The sequence below is a fragment of the Niallia sp. NCCP-28 genome (assembly GCF_023168165.1).
GTDB lineage: Bacteria > Bacillota > Bacilli > Bacillales > Cytobacillaceae > Niallia.
The window spans coordinates 1-15,541 of sequence record NZ_BQYJ01000006.1; the positions used below are offsets into that span (position 1 = coordinate 1).

General features: G+C 34.7%; 13 protein-coding genes. 7 read left to right on the forward strand and 6 right to left on the reverse strand.

Annotated features, from left to right (window positions below; translation table 11 throughout):
• The first annotated feature begins 548 nt into the window (after positions 1-548).
• Positions 549-1,223, forward strand: coding sequence for a response regulator transcription factor (locus tag NCCP28_RS16300; RefSeq protein ID WP_248562490.1), 675 nt, complete (start codon positions 549-551; stop codon positions 1,221-1,223).
• Complete coding sequence (locus NCCP28_RS16305; protein WP_248562491.1) at positions 1,220-2,215, forward strand: sensor histidine kinase; 996 nt, start codon at positions 1,220-1,222, stop codon at positions 2,213-2,215. The genes NCCP28_RS16300 and NCCP28_RS16305 overlap by 4 nt, the downstream gene beginning before the upstream one ends.
• A gap of 5 nt (positions 2,216-2,220) precedes the next feature.
• Here the strand turns inward: NCCP28_RS16305 and NCCP28_RS16310 are convergent, their stop codons facing one another.
• Positions 2,221-4,179: an ABC transporter permease gene (locus NCCP28_RS16310; protein WP_248562492.1), complete on the reverse strand. Its 1,959-nt coding sequence runs from the start codon at positions 4,177-4,179 to the stop codon at positions 2,221-2,223.
• The gene (locus NCCP28_RS16315) at positions 4,176-4,922 is read right to left on the reverse strand and encodes an ABC transporter ATP-binding protein (protein WP_282579581.1); all 747 of its coding nucleotides are present in this window, start codon (positions 4,920-4,922) and stop codon (positions 4,176-4,178) included. The genes NCCP28_RS16310 and NCCP28_RS16315 overlap by 4 nt, the downstream gene beginning before the upstream one ends.
• Positions 4,923-5,221: 299 nt before the next feature.
• Here NCCP28_RS16315 and NCCP28_RS16320 point away from each other — a divergent pair, with 299 nt between their 5' ends.
• Genes NCCP28_RS16320 through NCCP28_RS16330 form a run of 3 tightly spaced genes read left to right on the forward strand, consistent with a single transcriptional unit; the run spans position 5,222 to position 7,174 of the window.
• Positions 5,222-5,593, forward strand: coding sequence for a GntR family transcriptional regulator (locus NCCP28_RS16320; RefSeq protein WP_248562493.1), 372 nt, complete (start codon positions 5,222-5,224; stop codon positions 5,591-5,593).
• Positions 5,586-6,461, forward strand: coding sequence for an ATP-binding cassette domain-containing protein (locus NCCP28_RS16325; protein ID WP_248562494.1), 876 nt, complete (start codon positions 5,586-5,588; stop codon positions 6,459-6,461). The genes NCCP28_RS16320 and NCCP28_RS16325 overlap by 8 nt, the downstream gene beginning before the upstream one ends.
• The gene (locus NCCP28_RS16330; protein ID WP_248562495.1) at positions 6,458-7,174 is read left to right on the forward strand and encodes a hypothetical protein; all 717 of its coding nucleotides are present in this window, start codon (positions 6,458-6,460) and stop codon (positions 7,172-7,174) included. The genes NCCP28_RS16325 and NCCP28_RS16330 overlap by 4 nt, the downstream gene beginning before the upstream one ends.
• A 398-nt stretch (positions 7,175-7,572) precedes the next feature.
• Here NCCP28_RS16330 and NCCP28_RS16335 read toward each other — a convergent pair whose 3' ends face one another.
• The 3 genes from NCCP28_RS16335 to NCCP28_RS16345 all read right to left on the reverse strand — a co-directional run bounded on the left by NCCP28_RS16335 (position 7,573) and on the right by NCCP28_RS16345 (position 11,044).
• On the reverse strand, positions 7,573-8,334 hold the full coding sequence (locus NCCP28_RS16335; RefSeq protein ID WP_248562496.1) for a DeoR/GlpR family DNA-binding transcription regulator: 762 nt from the start codon (positions 8,332-8,334) through the stop codon (positions 7,573-7,575).
• Positions 8,335-8,530: 196 nt separating this feature from the next.
• Complete coding sequence (locus NCCP28_RS16340) at positions 8,531-9,631, reverse strand: alcohol dehydrogenase catalytic domain-containing protein (protein ID WP_248562497.1); 1,101 nt, start codon at positions 9,629-9,631, stop codon at positions 8,531-8,533.
• A gap of 141 nt (positions 9,632-9,772) precedes the next feature.
• Positions 9,773-11,044, reverse strand: a complete 1,272-nt coding sequence (locus NCCP28_RS16345) for an MFS transporter (RefSeq protein ID WP_248562498.1) — start codon at positions 11,042-11,044, stop codon at positions 9,773-9,775.
• 322 nt (positions 11,045-11,366) lie between these two features.
• Here NCCP28_RS16345 and NCCP28_RS16350 point away from each other — a divergent pair, with 322 nt between their 5' ends.
• Positions 11,367-13,064, forward strand: coding sequence for a ribulokinase (locus tag NCCP28_RS16350; RefSeq protein WP_248562499.1), 1,698 nt, complete (start codon positions 11,367-11,369; stop codon positions 13,062-13,064).
• Positions 13,065-13,901: 837 nt separating this feature from the next.
• Here the strand turns inward: NCCP28_RS16350 and NCCP28_RS16355 are convergent.
• Complete coding sequence (locus NCCP28_RS16355; protein WP_248562500.1) at positions 13,902-14,228, reverse strand: winged helix-turn-helix transcriptional regulator; 327 nt, start codon at positions 14,226-14,228, stop codon at positions 13,902-13,904.
• Between the two features lie 230 nt (positions 14,229-14,458).
• Between NCCP28_RS16355 and NCCP28_RS16360 the strand changes: the two genes are divergently transcribed.
• The gene (locus tag NCCP28_RS16360) at positions 14,459-15,403 is read left to right on the forward strand and encodes an aldo/keto reductase family protein (RefSeq protein WP_248562501.1); all 945 of its coding nucleotides are present in this window, start codon (positions 14,459-14,461) and stop codon (positions 15,401-15,403) included.
• Positions 15,404-15,541 lie beyond the last annotated feature (138 nt).

The window sequence follows — 15,541 nt, forward strand, 5'->3', positions numbered from 1 at the left end:
GTATTGCTTATTGTTTCGTTTCATAACAAAAGTTATAAAATGATTATTGTTGACGTTTTGTTTGTTCAGTTTTCAAAGAGCAATTTTTCTATCGCTCGTAAGCGACTTTAATAATATACCACAATATTTTTTATTTAGTCAATAACTTTTTTCAAGAAGTTTTTGACCACTTATTTATCGATGCTGATAAATTAATTATAGTATGTTTTTTCTTTTCATTTCTTTTAAAAGTAGTTTTTGTATAAAAATAAATTCAAATGCTATTGTCAATATAGTAGATAATGTTTATAGCAATATGTTTTTTAAATATATAAAAACTTGTATATTTTCAGCTTTTGATAATTTGATCCTCTTCTAAACTTCTCTCTTTATCGGAATCAAGTAATTTTTTTATATTCTGCTTCATTATCCTTCCTATCCTTAATTAAACTTAGAGTCTCTACCTAATATAGAACTTCATGGCGATTAATCCTACGATAAAAATCCTCCAAAGGTTGTGCTACAATAAATCTATTGACCATTTTTACAATAATGAGGGATTAGATTTTATGTATAGAATCATGTTAATTGAGGACGATGAGAAAATTAGACAGATTGTCGCTGATAAATTGAGGAAATGGCAGTATGATGTGATGGAAGTGACACGATTTGACCAAGTGTTAAAGGAATTTGAACAAGAATCTCCACACCTTGTTCTATTAGATATTAATCTACCAGTTTTTGATGGATACTACTGGTGCCAGCAGATACGATCTGTTTCAAAGGTGCCGATAATCTTCCTTTCCTCCAGAAATCAGAATATGGATATTATAATGGCGATTAATATGGGCGGAGATGATTTTATTCAGAAACCATTTGATTTGGATATTCTTGTCACGAAAATTAGTGCGCTTATCCGCCGGCGATATACATATCAGGAAGAGCCAAATATCACCTTCGTCCATCGGGGCTTAAAATTAAATGTAACCAATTCAACAATTGAATATAGAGGGCAAAGCACGGAATTAAGCCGGAATGAATTCATCCTTTTACAATTGATGATGCGGAATATCGGTAAAATTGTTTCGCGAGAGGACTTAATGCAAGCATTATGGAATGAAGATCAGTTTGTTGATGATAACACACTAACCGTGAATGTGAACCGAATGCGCAGGAAAATTGCTTCCCTTAGTCTGGAAGATTTTATAGTTACCCGAAAAGGAATGGGATATTTAATCGAATGACCTTCCTACGATATCTAACTTATGAAAAGCCTTATATTTATCTGTATCTAGCTAGCTTCCTAATTTCAGCAGCAGTATTTTTCACCGATAGCAGGGACAACTGGGCGTGGGGAACATTCTTTTATGCCTTCGCTCTATCTTCTATTGTGTTACTGGGATTTTTATTATTTCGCTATCAGCACAATCTACGTGTAATCCGACAAATAGAAAGGGAAGATTATGACCATTTATCACTGGAAGGAGAATTCGCTAAAGCGCATATCGAGGAGCTGAAAAGGGCGCATATCCGTGAAATGAATCGGATTCAAGAAAGAAAAAATGAGCATTATGACTTTATCGTCTCCTGGTTCCATGAAATCAAAACACCAATTGCAGTTCTTCGCTTACTGCAGCAAACCGATATGGACGCGGATAGTTTAAGGGAAGAAATTACGAAAATTGAAAATTACGTTGATCAAGCTCTCTATTATGCCAAGCTCGACAGTTTTAATCAAGATTATAATATTCAAAAGTGTGATATCGTCAAAATTTCAAAAGAGATTATTAAATCTCATTCGAAAACCTTTTTTTCAAAAAAAATCCGCATTAACATACAGGCAGACCAGCTAGAGGTTCAAAGTGATCCTAAATGGCTCCAGTTCATCATCAATCAACTGCTGACGAATAGTTTAAAATATACGCAGCATGGTGGGGAGATAAACATTTCAGTATACGAAACCCCACAAGAAAAACAGCTTCTCATTCGGGATAATGGAATTGGCATCAGCCAAAAAGATCTACCGCGAATATTCAATCGTGGTTTTACTGGAGAAACAGGGCGATTGTATTCGAAGTCGACTGGAATGGGTTTATATTTAGCCCAACAGTTAAGTAACAAATTAGGACATTACATTAGTTGTATGTCGGAAGTGGGCAACTTTACCCAATTTATTATTCACTTCCCTCTGGATAGCGACCCGTATTTAATACGACAAAAAACACACGATGAGTAAATAACTCACCGTGTGTTTTTTTCGTTGATAATTTTGTAGTAAATAGAGATTGATGATAAGTAAAAGATTAAATACGTTAACACATACAGTCCCATTACAGAAAAAATAATCGTTGTCAAGGAAGGTAAATCTTTTATTACTAGGATAACTGTGTAGTATAAAAGATACCAACTGTGTACCAATCCAAGTATGAGCGGCGGTAAAAATACGAACAGCAATTGCTTCCGGATAATCTTTTTCATTTCTTTGTCATTAACACCTATTTTGCGTAAAATTGCGTAATGCTCTCTCTCTTCTGTCGCTTCGCGTAGCTGCTTAAAGTAAATGACACTTCCTAAAGCAAACAATGCAATGACTGCAAAAAACGCAACGGAGAACAATACCAAAGAGGACGACTCTGTATCTGTGGAATGCATATCTATATAGGCTGAATAATATGCTCCTTCTTTTTTCATAACAATATCGTATATTTTTCGTGAAACGTCATTGGAGGTCTTCGGATCTTCAATTTGATAAATTTCATAGGAAGAAAGAGTACGATTTTCTTTTAAGTTCTCAAAAACTTCATCTGAAATAACCAGTACAGATGGTTGAGGTTTAGTATCTCCACCAGGACGCGTTGGGATACTTAACAAGGGATATCGTATTTTTTCGACTATACGAAATGTATTGTCTTCTAAAACGGTAATTGTAGGTTGAGGACTTTTATATTTTGTTGGTTCATCTAATCCTCTTGTTAAAATAATTGCATCTTCCCCTTTTAAATCTACTTTTTCACCCACTTCACGCAAATCAACAATCGTATTTAATTGTGACTCAGGGAAAAGGTAAAACTCCTCTGTGTAATATTCAGGATAACTAAAAAAAGTTTGTCTATTTGGGACTTTTTCTGTTTCAATTCCCGTAATTGTTTCATGACCAATAATAGGATGTGAATCATTTATTATTTGTTCAATTTGTTTTTGTGTCTTATCATCTTGCGTCGAGAAGGCAAAATGGTTTGGAAATTCTTTTTTTACAACATCACCTTTCACAGCGTAATCTACAGCAATAAATCCAACTGCAAAGATGACAATAGCGCTAATAAGTGAATTAAACGTAAAGTTTACTGTATTTCCTCGAATGGAAAAACGAAGGGAGGAAATCCATAACATTTTGGTACCATGAAAGTAATTTTTACGTTGACTCAATTTTTGTAAAACCCAACCAGAAAACTGGCGAAAAAATAAATACGTTCCGACAATCAATGTTACTGCTGTAGCAACTAATGTTTCTTTAAAATACTCTTTCCATATGTCTGTATCTCCTGCTATCGTAATCACATAGTAGGACGCTGCAATCAATATAATGGACAATATTGCCAACCCAAAAGAAAATTTAAAAGGTTTGTCTATTTTTTCTTTTGCATGAAATAATTCGACTAACTGCACACGGCGGACACTAAAATAGCTCTGAATAGTAATGATGCCGATTAATAAAGTAAATAACACAATAGTAGAGACGATTGCTTCAAGTGGAAAGGAAAAGGAAATGTCCTCATTGTAATGCATTAAGTTCATTAATACCGCACCGAAAAATTTCGATAGTAACCCACCGATTAATATACCGCTGGATACAGAAATGGAGCTCAAGAATAATGTTTCAAAAAAGACCATTGTGGCAACTTGTCTTTCTTTCATTCCGTAAAGTAAATACATGCCGAATTCTTTTTTTCGCTGCTTCATGAAAAATGAGTTAGCATACAAAATAAAGCACACAATAAACAAAAAGACGATAACCGAGGCAATGAAAATAACCGTTTTGTAGTTTTCTTTATTTTGAATTGCGGCCACTACGTCCTTATTAAACATTAAACCCGAAAAAGTAAAGTAAATAATAACCCCGACAAGCATGGAAATGAAATATATGGTATACAAACGGAAGTTCCGCTTCATATTCCTCCATGATAAATCAACTAAGTTCATCGCTGGTCACTTCCTACAGCACTTTGAATCGTTAGGATTCTGTCAAAAAATTCTTTTTCCGATTGTTCTCCTTTAAACATTTCATTGACGATTTTTCCATCGCGAAGAAAAATTACACGATGACAGTAGCTCGCTGCATACGGATCGTGGGTAATCATCAGAACCGTTGTCTTAAAGGTTGTATTGAGCAATTGAATTTGTTCTAGTAGCTGGGTGGCAGACCTTGAATCAAGTGCACCCGTAGGCTCATCAGCAAACACAATCGCCGGATTGGTAATCATCGCTCTTGCGGCAGCCGTACGCTGCTTTTGCCCGCCGGAAATTTCAGACGGATATTGATTTAAAATGAATTCAATATTTAACGCTTCAATCAATTTCGTTAATCTCTCCTCCATTTCCGCAATAGGTGTTTTTTGTAAGGAGAGTGGCAGCAGTATATTCTCTTTCACCGTTAAGGTATCCAGTAGGTTGTAATCTTGAAAAATAAATCCCATTCGTTTTTGGCGAAATTCTCGTAATGCTTTCTTTTTTAAATCTAACAAGGATTGTCCCTCGATCCAAACATCCCCACCATTAAAGGAATCAATCGTTGAGAGAGTATTCATTAATGTCGTTTTCCCAGAGCCAGATGGCCCCATAATCGCGGTGAATTCCCCTTGTTCTATGGTCAAATCAATATTTTTTAAGACTTGGGTCTTTCCGTAAGATTTTGATAAGTTTTTTGTCTTTATAATTGTAATCATTGTTTAGCCCTCCTTCACCACCATACTATATCGATTAATGTGCCCGCCAACCATCGATATAACATTATCTAACGTGACATTTTTGTCATGTTCAGTAAAGAATCGACCATTTTCTTTTTTGATTGCCCTTTTTTAAAAAAGATTCTTTGTATTTACCGTAAAATACGGATTTTAAGGTGAGTTAGATTAAACTCTGTTTCAAAGCAACAAATACAAGGATTGACAGATGAGAAAAATTATCATATAGTTGATTACACAACTAATCAACTAATCAACTTTTTTCAAGGAAGGAGAAAATCGTGAAAGCTGTTTTTGATGACTCGAAACCTATTTTCCAGCAAATTTCAGATATGATTGCTAATGAAATTGTGGAAGGTGAGTTGTTAGAAGGCGACCAAATCCCTTCTACCACAGAAATTTCAAAATTTTATCAAATAAACCGTGCAACTGTTCAAAAAGGACTCGCTGCATTAGTCGATGCTGGATATGTATATAAGCAACGTGGCGTTGGAATGTTTGTTTCAAAAGGTGCCAAACAAAAGTTGCTTGAAAAGCGTAAAGAAGACTTCTACAACGAGTATTTGAAACCGATGATGGAAGAAGCGAAGCGGATTGAAATAAAAAAAGGAGAATTACTTCAACTGATCAAGGAGGATTATACGGATGATTAAACTCGAAAATGTCTCGTTTTCATATGGAAATATCCCAGCTCTAAAGAATATAAATATTTCAGAAACGAAGCCAATCATCATAGGGCTCTGGGGTAGAAATGGATCTGGAAAGACAACACTTATGAAGCTTTTATCCGGCATGGAAAATATAGATGCTGGTTCTATCAATGTGAACGGCATTGCACCGTATAACAATAATGAAGCGATGAACACCATAACGTATATGCAAGAAAATCACCCATTCTCAGATCTGTGGAATGTCGAGGATGCGTTGCGTTATGGAGCATTTTTTAACAAAAACTGGGATATGGAGTTGGCAGAACATCTAGTTGCTTTATTTGAACTACCAAGAAAAAAGAAAATCAAGAAATTTTCTAAAGGGATGCAAACAATGGTACAAATTGTCGTTGGTCTTGCTAGTAAATCTTCCGTAACCATTATGGACGAACCAACGAATGGGCTTGATGCTTATATGAGAAAGCAGTTTTACGATGCACTCCTGAATACGTATGAGGAAGATCCCCGTTTAATTATTTTATCTACACATCATATTGATGAGATTGAAGCGTTATGTGAAAAGATTGCGATCATCAATCAGCAGACAATTGTACGTTATGAAGATACGGAAGAGTTAAAAATGCACGGTGTTCATTTATCCGGAACAGCAAAGATGATAGAACCTTTAATTGAAGGACATACCATTTTAGAAAAAAGAAAACTTGGAAAACAAATCAATGTGATGATTGACGACATATTTACGGATGAGTGGAAATCAAGAGCCAAAGAAGCTGGTGTTACTGTGGAAAAAGCACCCTTACAGGATTATCTTGTTAACTATACAACCAAAAAAGAGGAGCAAAAAGTATGAATACCTTTACTGGACCATTCCGATTAATGATGAAAGAAATGAACAGGACATTTTATATAAATGCTGTAATTACTTTCGTGCTCTTTGTTTTCTTTAGCTTTTTAGGATTTATTGATGCAAAATCTGTGTCATTTACCTTATTCGGACCATTTTTCATTGTATTTCTTCTATATCCATTTATTAATTTCAAAGGATATCATTATATTCTTTCTTTAGGTGGTACTAGAATTCAATTCGTTTCGGCTATATATCTTTCCACATTTATTTTTAGTGTTATAAGTGTGTTACTCCTTAATTTGTTTTACTATCTAAGCACAAATATTATTAGCAGCGGCAGCAACTCTGTTAATTTTTTCCATTTAGCAGATTTAGTAAATAGCTCTAATTGGCTTGTTTATCTATGGGTAGATTTTTCTTGGATTATCTTTTTATTTAGTTTAGGAATGATTGCAAAAACGATTTGGTTCAATTATGGTACTTTATTTTCACTTGTTGCAGCAACGTTACTCTTAATTATCGGTACGTCTATCGTTGTTTTTGGTGATATAAGTTGGTTAATAGAATTAATTTTTATGCATCATCTACAGTTTGTTAACAGCTTGTTTGGATTATCCGTTGTATTTCTTCTTTCATCCTATTTATTGATGATAAATGCACCTTTAGAAAAAGGAGATCGATTGATTCTCCAACAGAAAGGACCGAAAACAACTTAATCATTAACACTTGATAGAGTTAGTGAATATTACAGTTGTAGACAGCCAACAGAGCAAAGGGATAGGAAAACAGTGAGTCAAAAGGTTCCAAAGCAATTGAAATTGAGACAGGAAATTCAAGTATAGGGTAGCTTTCTCGTTCGGAAAATCTGTAAAGGGCCATTTAAACGTTAATATTTGCAAAAAAATCTTGATTGTTTTTTATGTTGACAACTATTAATCTGGCAGCGCAGATTGTAGAGGTTCAAATTCATTCCATTCTTTTTTATATTTAACCAGCTAAAAAAGCTTCATTATAAAAAAAGTCACAAAGTTAACACTAAGGCTTTTTTAATCATTTATACAAATAAATAAAAAGTGCGGAATCTTTGACCGCACTTTTATCCAAAAATATTATATCAAACTGTATAAACAGTTAAACCCGCTTCCTTAAATTGTCTTATTTTAGTTTCCGAGGCTTCTCTTCCTGTAATTAAAACATCAATTTCATTAACAGGAGCGACTTTATGCAAGGAAATACCACCTAGTTTTGTATGGTCAGTTACAACAATAGTTTGCGAAGCTGCCTCAATCATACTTTGTTTCGCCGAGACAAGCTGGTCATCAAAATGTGTCAGTCCGCGATTAGGATGAAAAGCGGGAATACCAACAAAAGCTTTGTCGACATGTAAAGTTTTTAAATTATTATCTGTAAAAAGTCCGTTTAACATATAGCTTTCTGGATAAAGAATTCCTCCAGTAACAATTACTTTAATATCTTTAAAGTCACGTAACTCTGCAGCAATGTTGATATCATTTGTCACCACGGTAATGTTTGATTTTGCAACTAGCAACCGGGCAATCTGAAGTGTAGTGGTTCCAGAATCAAGAATAATATTGTCTCCTTCTTCTATCATTTCTACTGCACATTCAGCAATACGAATTTTTTCCTCTACACGTTCATTGGCACGTATGGTGAAGGAAGGTTCCGAACTAACTCCTTCCACAAGCACCACACCACCATGGGTTCTTCTTATCCGTCCTTCTTTTTCAATTTCACTTAAGTCTCTTCTAATTGTTGCTTCATGTACACCAAAATCTTGTGAAAGTTGAGACACAGAAGCGACATTATGCTTTCTTACATAATCAAGAATTTTCAATTTGCGTTCAGCGGCAAGCATGATATTCTCTCCTTTCATTTATAACTTTTTATAAATGTTCATTTTTGTTAATTTTAACATATTAATTGTTCATTTACTTATGGATATAAAGTGAACTTTTAAACTCATCTAAATAAAAAATATACCCCCTTTCTTTTTAGAAAGGGGGTAAGGATAAGATCTATCGCGTTGATAAGGTAATTAGAAATTCAAAATGTTACCATTTGAAATCTAAAATAGTTTTTTGCCATCCGCGATGTGCCGATGCACTCTTCATCGCTTCATCAAAATCTTCTACTTTTGAAACAGAGATTAACGTATCAGGAAGTACTAGGCTTAGCGCTTGTTGATATGCAGGATTTTCTAATGCTTTAATGACAGCATGATAATCAGAAACTGAACTGCGACTACTGCCGTATAGAGTAAGGCCCTTTTCTAAAATATCACGAGTATTAATAGGAACTCTTTCTTCCGTTACACCCATTAAGATTAAAGATCCACCGCGATTCGCTAAATCAATACCTTGGTTAATTGCTGATTCGCTAAATTTTCCGCCAGTGCACTCAATAATGATATCAGCTCCTACTTTGGAGGAAGAGAAGTCAAAGTTTTGAACTAGATGACGAGCTGCAAACTTAAATTGCTCTAGTTTTTCAGGCATTGCACCGAATACAGTTAATCTCAATTCATCAATACCATAAACATAACGAACCATCGCTGCTGTCAAATAACCAACCGGTCCATCACCAAAAATAGCAACTGTGGTATTAGGAGACAGTAATTTCTGATGGACATGACTTAATGCATGGTAAGAAACTGTACATAATTCAGATAACACGGCAATCTCATCCGGCATGTCAGCTGGGATTGGAACTGCACAAGCAGCTGGGACAACCACACGGCTTTGAGCAATACCATCATAACCACTTCCCATAAAGTGCCCATTTTCACAGTAGTTATCCGCTACTCCTTTTCCACACGTTAAGCAACATTCTTCCTTTGTTTTTGCTTCTACTAAATGGCCTGGCAGATTGGGAACTATAACAACACGTTCACCTACTTGGACTTCTTGGGATCTACTTTCTATAACCGTTCCAATCCCTTCGTGCAATAGTGCCATGGGTAATTTTTTAGCCATTGCCTCAGGTTTTCTCAACCCAGCATAATAACGAATATCTGCATGACAAACACTTGCCATACTCGGTTCAATAACTACCTCTCCATCTTTAATTTCTCTCTCAATGCTTCTTTCTTCTAATTTACCCGGTTGAAGAAGCCAAAACGTTCTTGATTGCATTGCATTGCGTATTTGTGTCATTGTATTTCCCCCTCAAAAATAAAGTGCGAACTTATTCAAAAAAGTTCGTTTTTGCTCGTATTTTTATAATACAACTAAAAAAACAAACAAGTCAACTATAAACGAACAAAAATAAACTTATTTTCGTTCGTTTATGCACATTTAGTTTGAGTTATATTTTGCAACAGTTATATTCTTTATCTCTTCACCTCTTTCTTTAGGAAGCTTAATGAAGTAGGTTAAAATAGAACTTGAGAAATAAAGTAATGCTAAAATCCAAATAACCCCTTGTGCTCCCAGTGCACCGATAAACAAGCCGACTATTGCAGGACCTAAGAATGTTGGTAGACCTGCACCAAGATTTAAAATTGACATTGCTGCACCTTTGTCCTTTTTAACTAAAGATGGCACTAAAGCAGAAAGAGGGACATAAGCAGCAAGCAGAGCTCCCCAAGCAATCCCCATTGCTCCCACTGCATAGATGTTTCCTGTAAACCATTGTGGAACATAGTAAAGGCCAAGTGTTGTCAGACCGCATCCAACTCCACCAAACCACATAATTGTGTTTCTCCATCCAAGTTTATCTCCAATAATTCCAAAAATTAAATTGAATAAGATGTTACTTGTGAAAATGGAAGCCCAAATTCCTAACCAAGTTGTTGTTGGAATTCCATAATCAGCTAGGTAGACAGGGAGGAACACTGGAAAAGCAAACTGTGCTGTTGTGTTGATTGTACGCACGATTCCACCTAGCAATACTTTTGGCTCTTCCTTAGCGATTGTAAGTCCTTTCGCAAGTTCTTTAAGTTTCTCGTCTTTGCTTCTGCCACTTTGTAATTCTAAACGATCTTTATTAACAATTAGTGCAAATAGTGCACCAATTAAAACAATTACAATAGAAGTCCATAATGTATTAATATGACCAAGATTTTGAATAGCCCATACTGAATAGTAAGCACCTAATACGTTTAATCCACCTGTAAATACAAACCAAAACCAGCCAACAGCCGAACTGAGTCTTTGTTGAGGAGTTTTATAGGCAATCCATACAAGGAATGAATAAGCAAACAGTGGATAACCGAACCCGCGAATACAATAAAATACAAGCATCATTATGTAATTAAAATCATTGGACACTCCTAATCCAATAAAACCTGAAGTTCCAATAATATAAATAAGTGTACCTATCCACATACTTCTTTTTGGACCTAAGGTTTCAACTAAAACACCTGAAAACCAAGAGGCAATAGCAAGCGTCACTCCATAAACAGCAAATAAAAGAGAGTTCTCCTGCACAGTAAAGCCATTTTCTAATAACCAAGGGCTAAGCCAAGCAATTTCTAATCCATCCCCCATCATAAAGATTAAAACCCCAAGATACCCCCAAGCTAAATTGCTTGGTAGCCCAATCCGATCTAAAAGTTTACTATTCATTTTTTATCCCCCTTTTAATATTGAATCAATTATATAAGTGCACAGTAACTTCTTTTTATCCTCCTTCTGATAGTTTTCATTGATTTCTCGCACAAATAAAGTAAGCGTTTTCTAAAAATGCGATAGGAAACCATCTTTTTTAAACAAGCATTGTAATTTGTTCATTTAAGTTCATTAATGCTCGTTTTTTATAATTTACACTATATTGAAATTACAAGTCAATATATTTAAAATAAAAATTTTTATTTAAGTTTATTATTGCTTGATTATACTCGTTTTGATAAAATGTTATAAATGAAAAGGTTTTCAGGAGGGATTATATATGTCAAACACTTCTTTCTATACAATTGGTATTGATTATGGATCTGAATCAGGCCGAGTTTTAATAGTAGATGTTCGAACAGGAACAATTAAAGGAAGTCATGTAACTCCTTATGCACATGGAGTGATTATCGATACATTGCCAGATGGCTCTACAGAAATCCCTAAAGGAAGCGCATTGCAGCATCCTTCTGATTATTTAGAAGTAATGGAAGTAGGTATTCCATTAGCTCTTAAAATGGCTGGAATTGATCCTTCTCAAATTGTGGGCCTGGGGATAGATTTTACCTCATCAACTGTTTTGCCTGTTGATGAAAACTTGCATCCTTTATGTTTGAAAAAAGAATATGAACATTCTTATCACGCATGGGTAAAGTTATGGAAACATCACCATACAAAAAAACAAACGGATAAAATTTTTCAATTAGCAACTCAACGTAAAGAAAACTGGATGCGAAAGCTTGGTTATAATATTTCAGAGGAATGGATGATTCCTAAAATCTTCGAAGTATTTGAAGATGGAACAGATATTTATAATAAAACGGCTTATTTCCTGGAAGCTTCAGATTGGCTTGTTTCTCTGCTCACTAATTCTCTGACACGAAATAATTGTTCTTTGGGATTCAAAGCTTTTTGGAATGAAAAACAAGGTTTCCCAACAGAATTTTTCAATTTACTTCATCCAAATTTTGGGGAAACCATTTTATCTAAACTAGGTGGGGAAATTAAAAATGTAGGTACATGTGCAGGGTTTTTAACACAGGAGTGGGCAGAAAAGTTATCTCTTCCAGTAGGGTTACCAATTGCAACTGGTATTATTGATGCTCATTCAGCTGTACTCGGAACAGGGGTTTATCAAGCAGAAAAAATGCTGATGGTTATGGGGACTTCTACTTGCCATATGATGCTTAATAAAGAAGAAAAAGAAGTTTCTGGAATTTCTGGTGTAGTAAAAGATGCGATTATGCCTGGATTATATGCTTATGAAGCTGGCCAATCTGCAGTGGGCGATTTGTTTGGTATGTATGTGAAAAAACATGTGCCCCATGCTTATTATTTGGAAGCAGAAGCAAATAATCTTTCTATTTTTGATTTCTTAGAAAAAAAAGCAGCAGAACTGTTTCCTGGAGAAAATGGATTGATTGCATTGGACTGGCATAATGGAAATCGTTCTGTTTTATCAGATGCAGATTTATCAGGCTTGCTGGTAGGACTATCACTTTATACAAAACCGGAAGAAATTTTTCGCGCATACTTGGAAAGCACAGCTTTTGGTGCAAAGATTATTGCAGAAACTTACAAAGAGTGGGGAATGAATATTAATGAGGTGGTAGCATGCGGTGGACTCCCTCAGAGAAATCCTCTTCTTATGCAAATCTATGCGGATGTATTAAATATGCCGATTCGCATTTCAAAATCTGATTATGCACCAGCGATTGGAGCTGCTATCTTAGGCGCGGTGGCTGCAGGTTCCCAAAAAGGTGGTTATGACAACATGGAGCTAGCTGTTCAAGCTATGTCACAACCTATTGAGAAAACTTATTATCCTGTAAAAGAACATGTAGGAGTGTATGACAATATGTTTCAGTATTACAAGCAGTTACATAATTATTTTGGAGTTAGACAAGTTGGTATGATGAAAGCGTTAAAACAGTTTAAAGAACAAAAAAAGCTAACTAAGAACCTACTACCATCTTAATCTGTAAATTCCACCATTAAGTAGAAAGTATTAACAATATCTTGTTGGTAATGATTGTAATAGATAAAGTTTTAGGGACACTTAATCAACGAGTGTCCTTTTTCTTTATACATAGCGGAACAATACAAAAAGTTAGATAGATCATCCATTAGGCAGTTTATAGGGCATTGATTTGGTATTATACTTTATGCCTTTTCATTTTATTTTAATCCATTTGTAATTATGTAAATTAATATATGTCTGCTAATTTTTCTTTAAATTTCTCTATACTTTCCAACTTATTCAAATAAAAATTTTTTCATCATACGACATTTTTACTGGGACTAGCACTCTAACAAAAGCACGTAATCAGTATGGAAAAACAAAATCTATCTAATCAAATAGAAACATTATCAACCTGATGTTATTCTGTTAACTTTGAAATAGGCTCTGAGATTAATACAAACTCTCCTTCTATGGTGTTCAATATGTTCAAACACTTTTATATCCCCTTTTCATCCTCGTCATAGGATTATTGTCTATTAAATAGAAAGTTGCTTGTTTTTAAATCAGCAATTATTTTTTCCAATCCATCGACAACATTGCAAAAATAGAAGTAATAGCCAGATCTATCTTATAGGGAATTTTTCGTCTTTTTCTCTCTCTGAAGTATGGGCACTACAACCTTATTGAGTTATCAAAATAATCCCAATGTGCCGTATTAGAATTATCTTTAAAAAGCTCCCAACAATTTTCCGAAAAAAATCCAAATATAGCTGCACCTTAGTAAAAACTATTTCAGCTCCGTCACTTGGAGGGACTTTAATAATATTTTAGGAAAGGTTTCACTAATAAAAACTACCCCCAGTATGTACCCCATTTTTTCATTTCTTTAATCATCGTATGTAATGCTTGTCCTTTTTCTGTAAGCGAATATTCTACTGTTACTGGAACAGTAGGATAAACCGTTCGAATTAATATATTATTTGCTTCTAAGTGTCTTAAAGTGTTTGTTAATGCCTTTGGACTTACCTTTGAAATAGTTTTTTGTAATTCTCCAAATCGTTTTGTTCCTTCAAATAATTCTCTAAGGACAAGAAATGACCATTTCCCTCCAATTATATTTAATGCTTTTTCAATAGAACATTCTATTTGTATTTTCTCCGATTCATTATGATTATTCATAATCCACCTCTTTTTTTATTATAGATACTATAAAAAGTATAGCTTCTTTATTAAAGGTAATTATATCAAAAAAAATTCAGTAATTGAAAAGTAATAAAAGAAAGTCTATAGTCTTTAGTGAGAACATTATAGTTTTCTAGAAACAAAGTTTTTTAGTTACTCAAAAATTGTAAGCCTATACATCAAGAGTATTTAACAATTAATAAAGATGACAAGGAGGAAGGATTAAGATGAAATACAGAAATTTGGGTGGAAGCGGCTTGAAGGTTAGCGAAATCAGTTTAGGTAGCTGGTTAACCTACGGGAAATCAGTAGAAGATAATATTGCCGAAAAAACAATACATAAGGCATATGAATTGGGAATTAACTTTTTTGACTCTGCCAATGTGTATGAGCGTGGCGAAGGGGAACGAGTAATGGCTTCCGCATTGAAATCCTATCCACGTGAGTCCTATGTCATTACCACTAAAGCATTTTGGCCAATGGGAGAAGGTCCTAATGATAGAGGCTTGTCCAGAAAGCATATAAAGGAACAAGTAAATGCCAGTTTAAAGCGAATGAATTTAGACTATGTTGATATTTTCTATTGTCATCGATATGATACTGAAACTCCAGTAAATGAAACATTAAGAGCAATTGATGATTTAATTCGCGAAGGCAAGATTTTGTATGCTGGTGTGAGTGAATGGAGCGCTGCCCAAATCGAAGAAGCTATGCGTGTTGCAGATAAATTTTTACTAGATAGAATCGTGGTTAACCAACCACAATACAATATGTTCCACCGTTATATTGAAAAAGAAGTAATCCCTGTTAGTGAAAAATACGGCGTTGGGCAAGTTGTTTTTTCTCCACTTGCTCAAGGGGTCTTAACTGGTAAGTATAAAGGCAATAAAATTCCTGAAAACAGTCGTGCATCGAATGGTTCTATTAATCAATTTATACAAGGATTCTTAAATGAAGATGTTTTGAAAAAAGTGGAACAGCTAGAAGGTGTCGCTAAAGAATTGGATACTAGCTTACCTAGTCTTGCACTGGCTTGGACCTTAAGACAGCCTAACGTTGCAAGTGCCTTAATTGGGGCAAGTAAGCCAAGTCAGGTAGAAGAAAATGTTAAAGCAATTGACATCAAACTATCAGATGAAGTTATCCAAAAAATCGAAGGAATTTTAGAATAAGAAAAAGAAAAGAACATTGATAAAACATTGGAATAGTAAGGGATACACACTAAAAAGACCCTGACTTCGCCAAAGATTTTTTGACGAAAACAGGGTCGGATTAGCAAGAATTAATTTTAACTAGTAAATATTTATTTT

Excerpts from the sequence above, each read along its gene's own strand:
- NCCP28_RS16300 (WP_248562490.1), top strand. The coding sequence starts at position 549 with ATGTATAGAATCATGTTAATTGAGGACGATGAGAAAATTAGACAGATT.
- NCCP28_RS16305 (WP_248562491.1), top strand. The coding sequence starts at position 1,220 with ATGACCTTCCTACGATATCTAACTTATGAAAAGCCTTATATTTATCTG.
- NCCP28_RS16310 (WP_248562492.1), bottom strand. The coding sequence starts at position 4,179 with ATGAACTTAGTTGATTTATCATGGAGGAATATGAAGCGGAACTTCCGT.
- NCCP28_RS16315 (WP_282579581.1), bottom strand. The coding sequence starts at position 4,922 with ATGATTACAATTATAAAGACAAAAAACTTATCAAAATCTTACGGAAAG.
- NCCP28_RS16325 (WP_248562494.1), top strand. The coding sequence starts at position 5,586 with ATGATTAAACTCGAAAATGTCTCGTTTTCATATGGAAATATCCCAGCT.
- NCCP28_RS16330 (WP_248562495.1), top strand. The coding sequence starts at position 6,458 with ATGAATACCTTTACTGGACCATTCCGATTAATGATGAAAGAAATGAAC.
- NCCP28_RS16335 (WP_248562496.1), bottom strand. The coding sequence starts at position 8,334 with ATGCTTGCCGCTGAACGCAAATTGAAAATTCTTGATTATGTAAGAAAG.
- NCCP28_RS16340 (WP_248562497.1), bottom strand. The coding sequence starts at position 9,631 with ATGACACAAATACGCAATGCAATGCAATCAAGAACGTTTTGGCTTCTT.
- NCCP28_RS16345 (WP_248562498.1), bottom strand. The coding sequence starts at position 11,044 with ATGAATAGTAAACTTTTAGATCGGATTGGGCTACCAAGCAATTTAGCT.
- NCCP28_RS16350 (WP_248562499.1), top strand. The coding sequence starts at position 11,367 with ATGTCAAACACTTCTTTCTATACAATTGGTATTGATTATGGATCTGAA.
- NCCP28_RS16355 (WP_248562500.1), bottom strand. The coding sequence starts at position 14,228 with ATGAATAATCATAATGAATCGGAGAAAATACAAATAGAATGTTCTATT.
- NCCP28_RS16360 (WP_248562501.1), top strand. The coding sequence starts at position 14,459 with ATGAAATACAGAAATTTGGGTGGAAGCGGCTTGAAGGTTAGCGAAATC.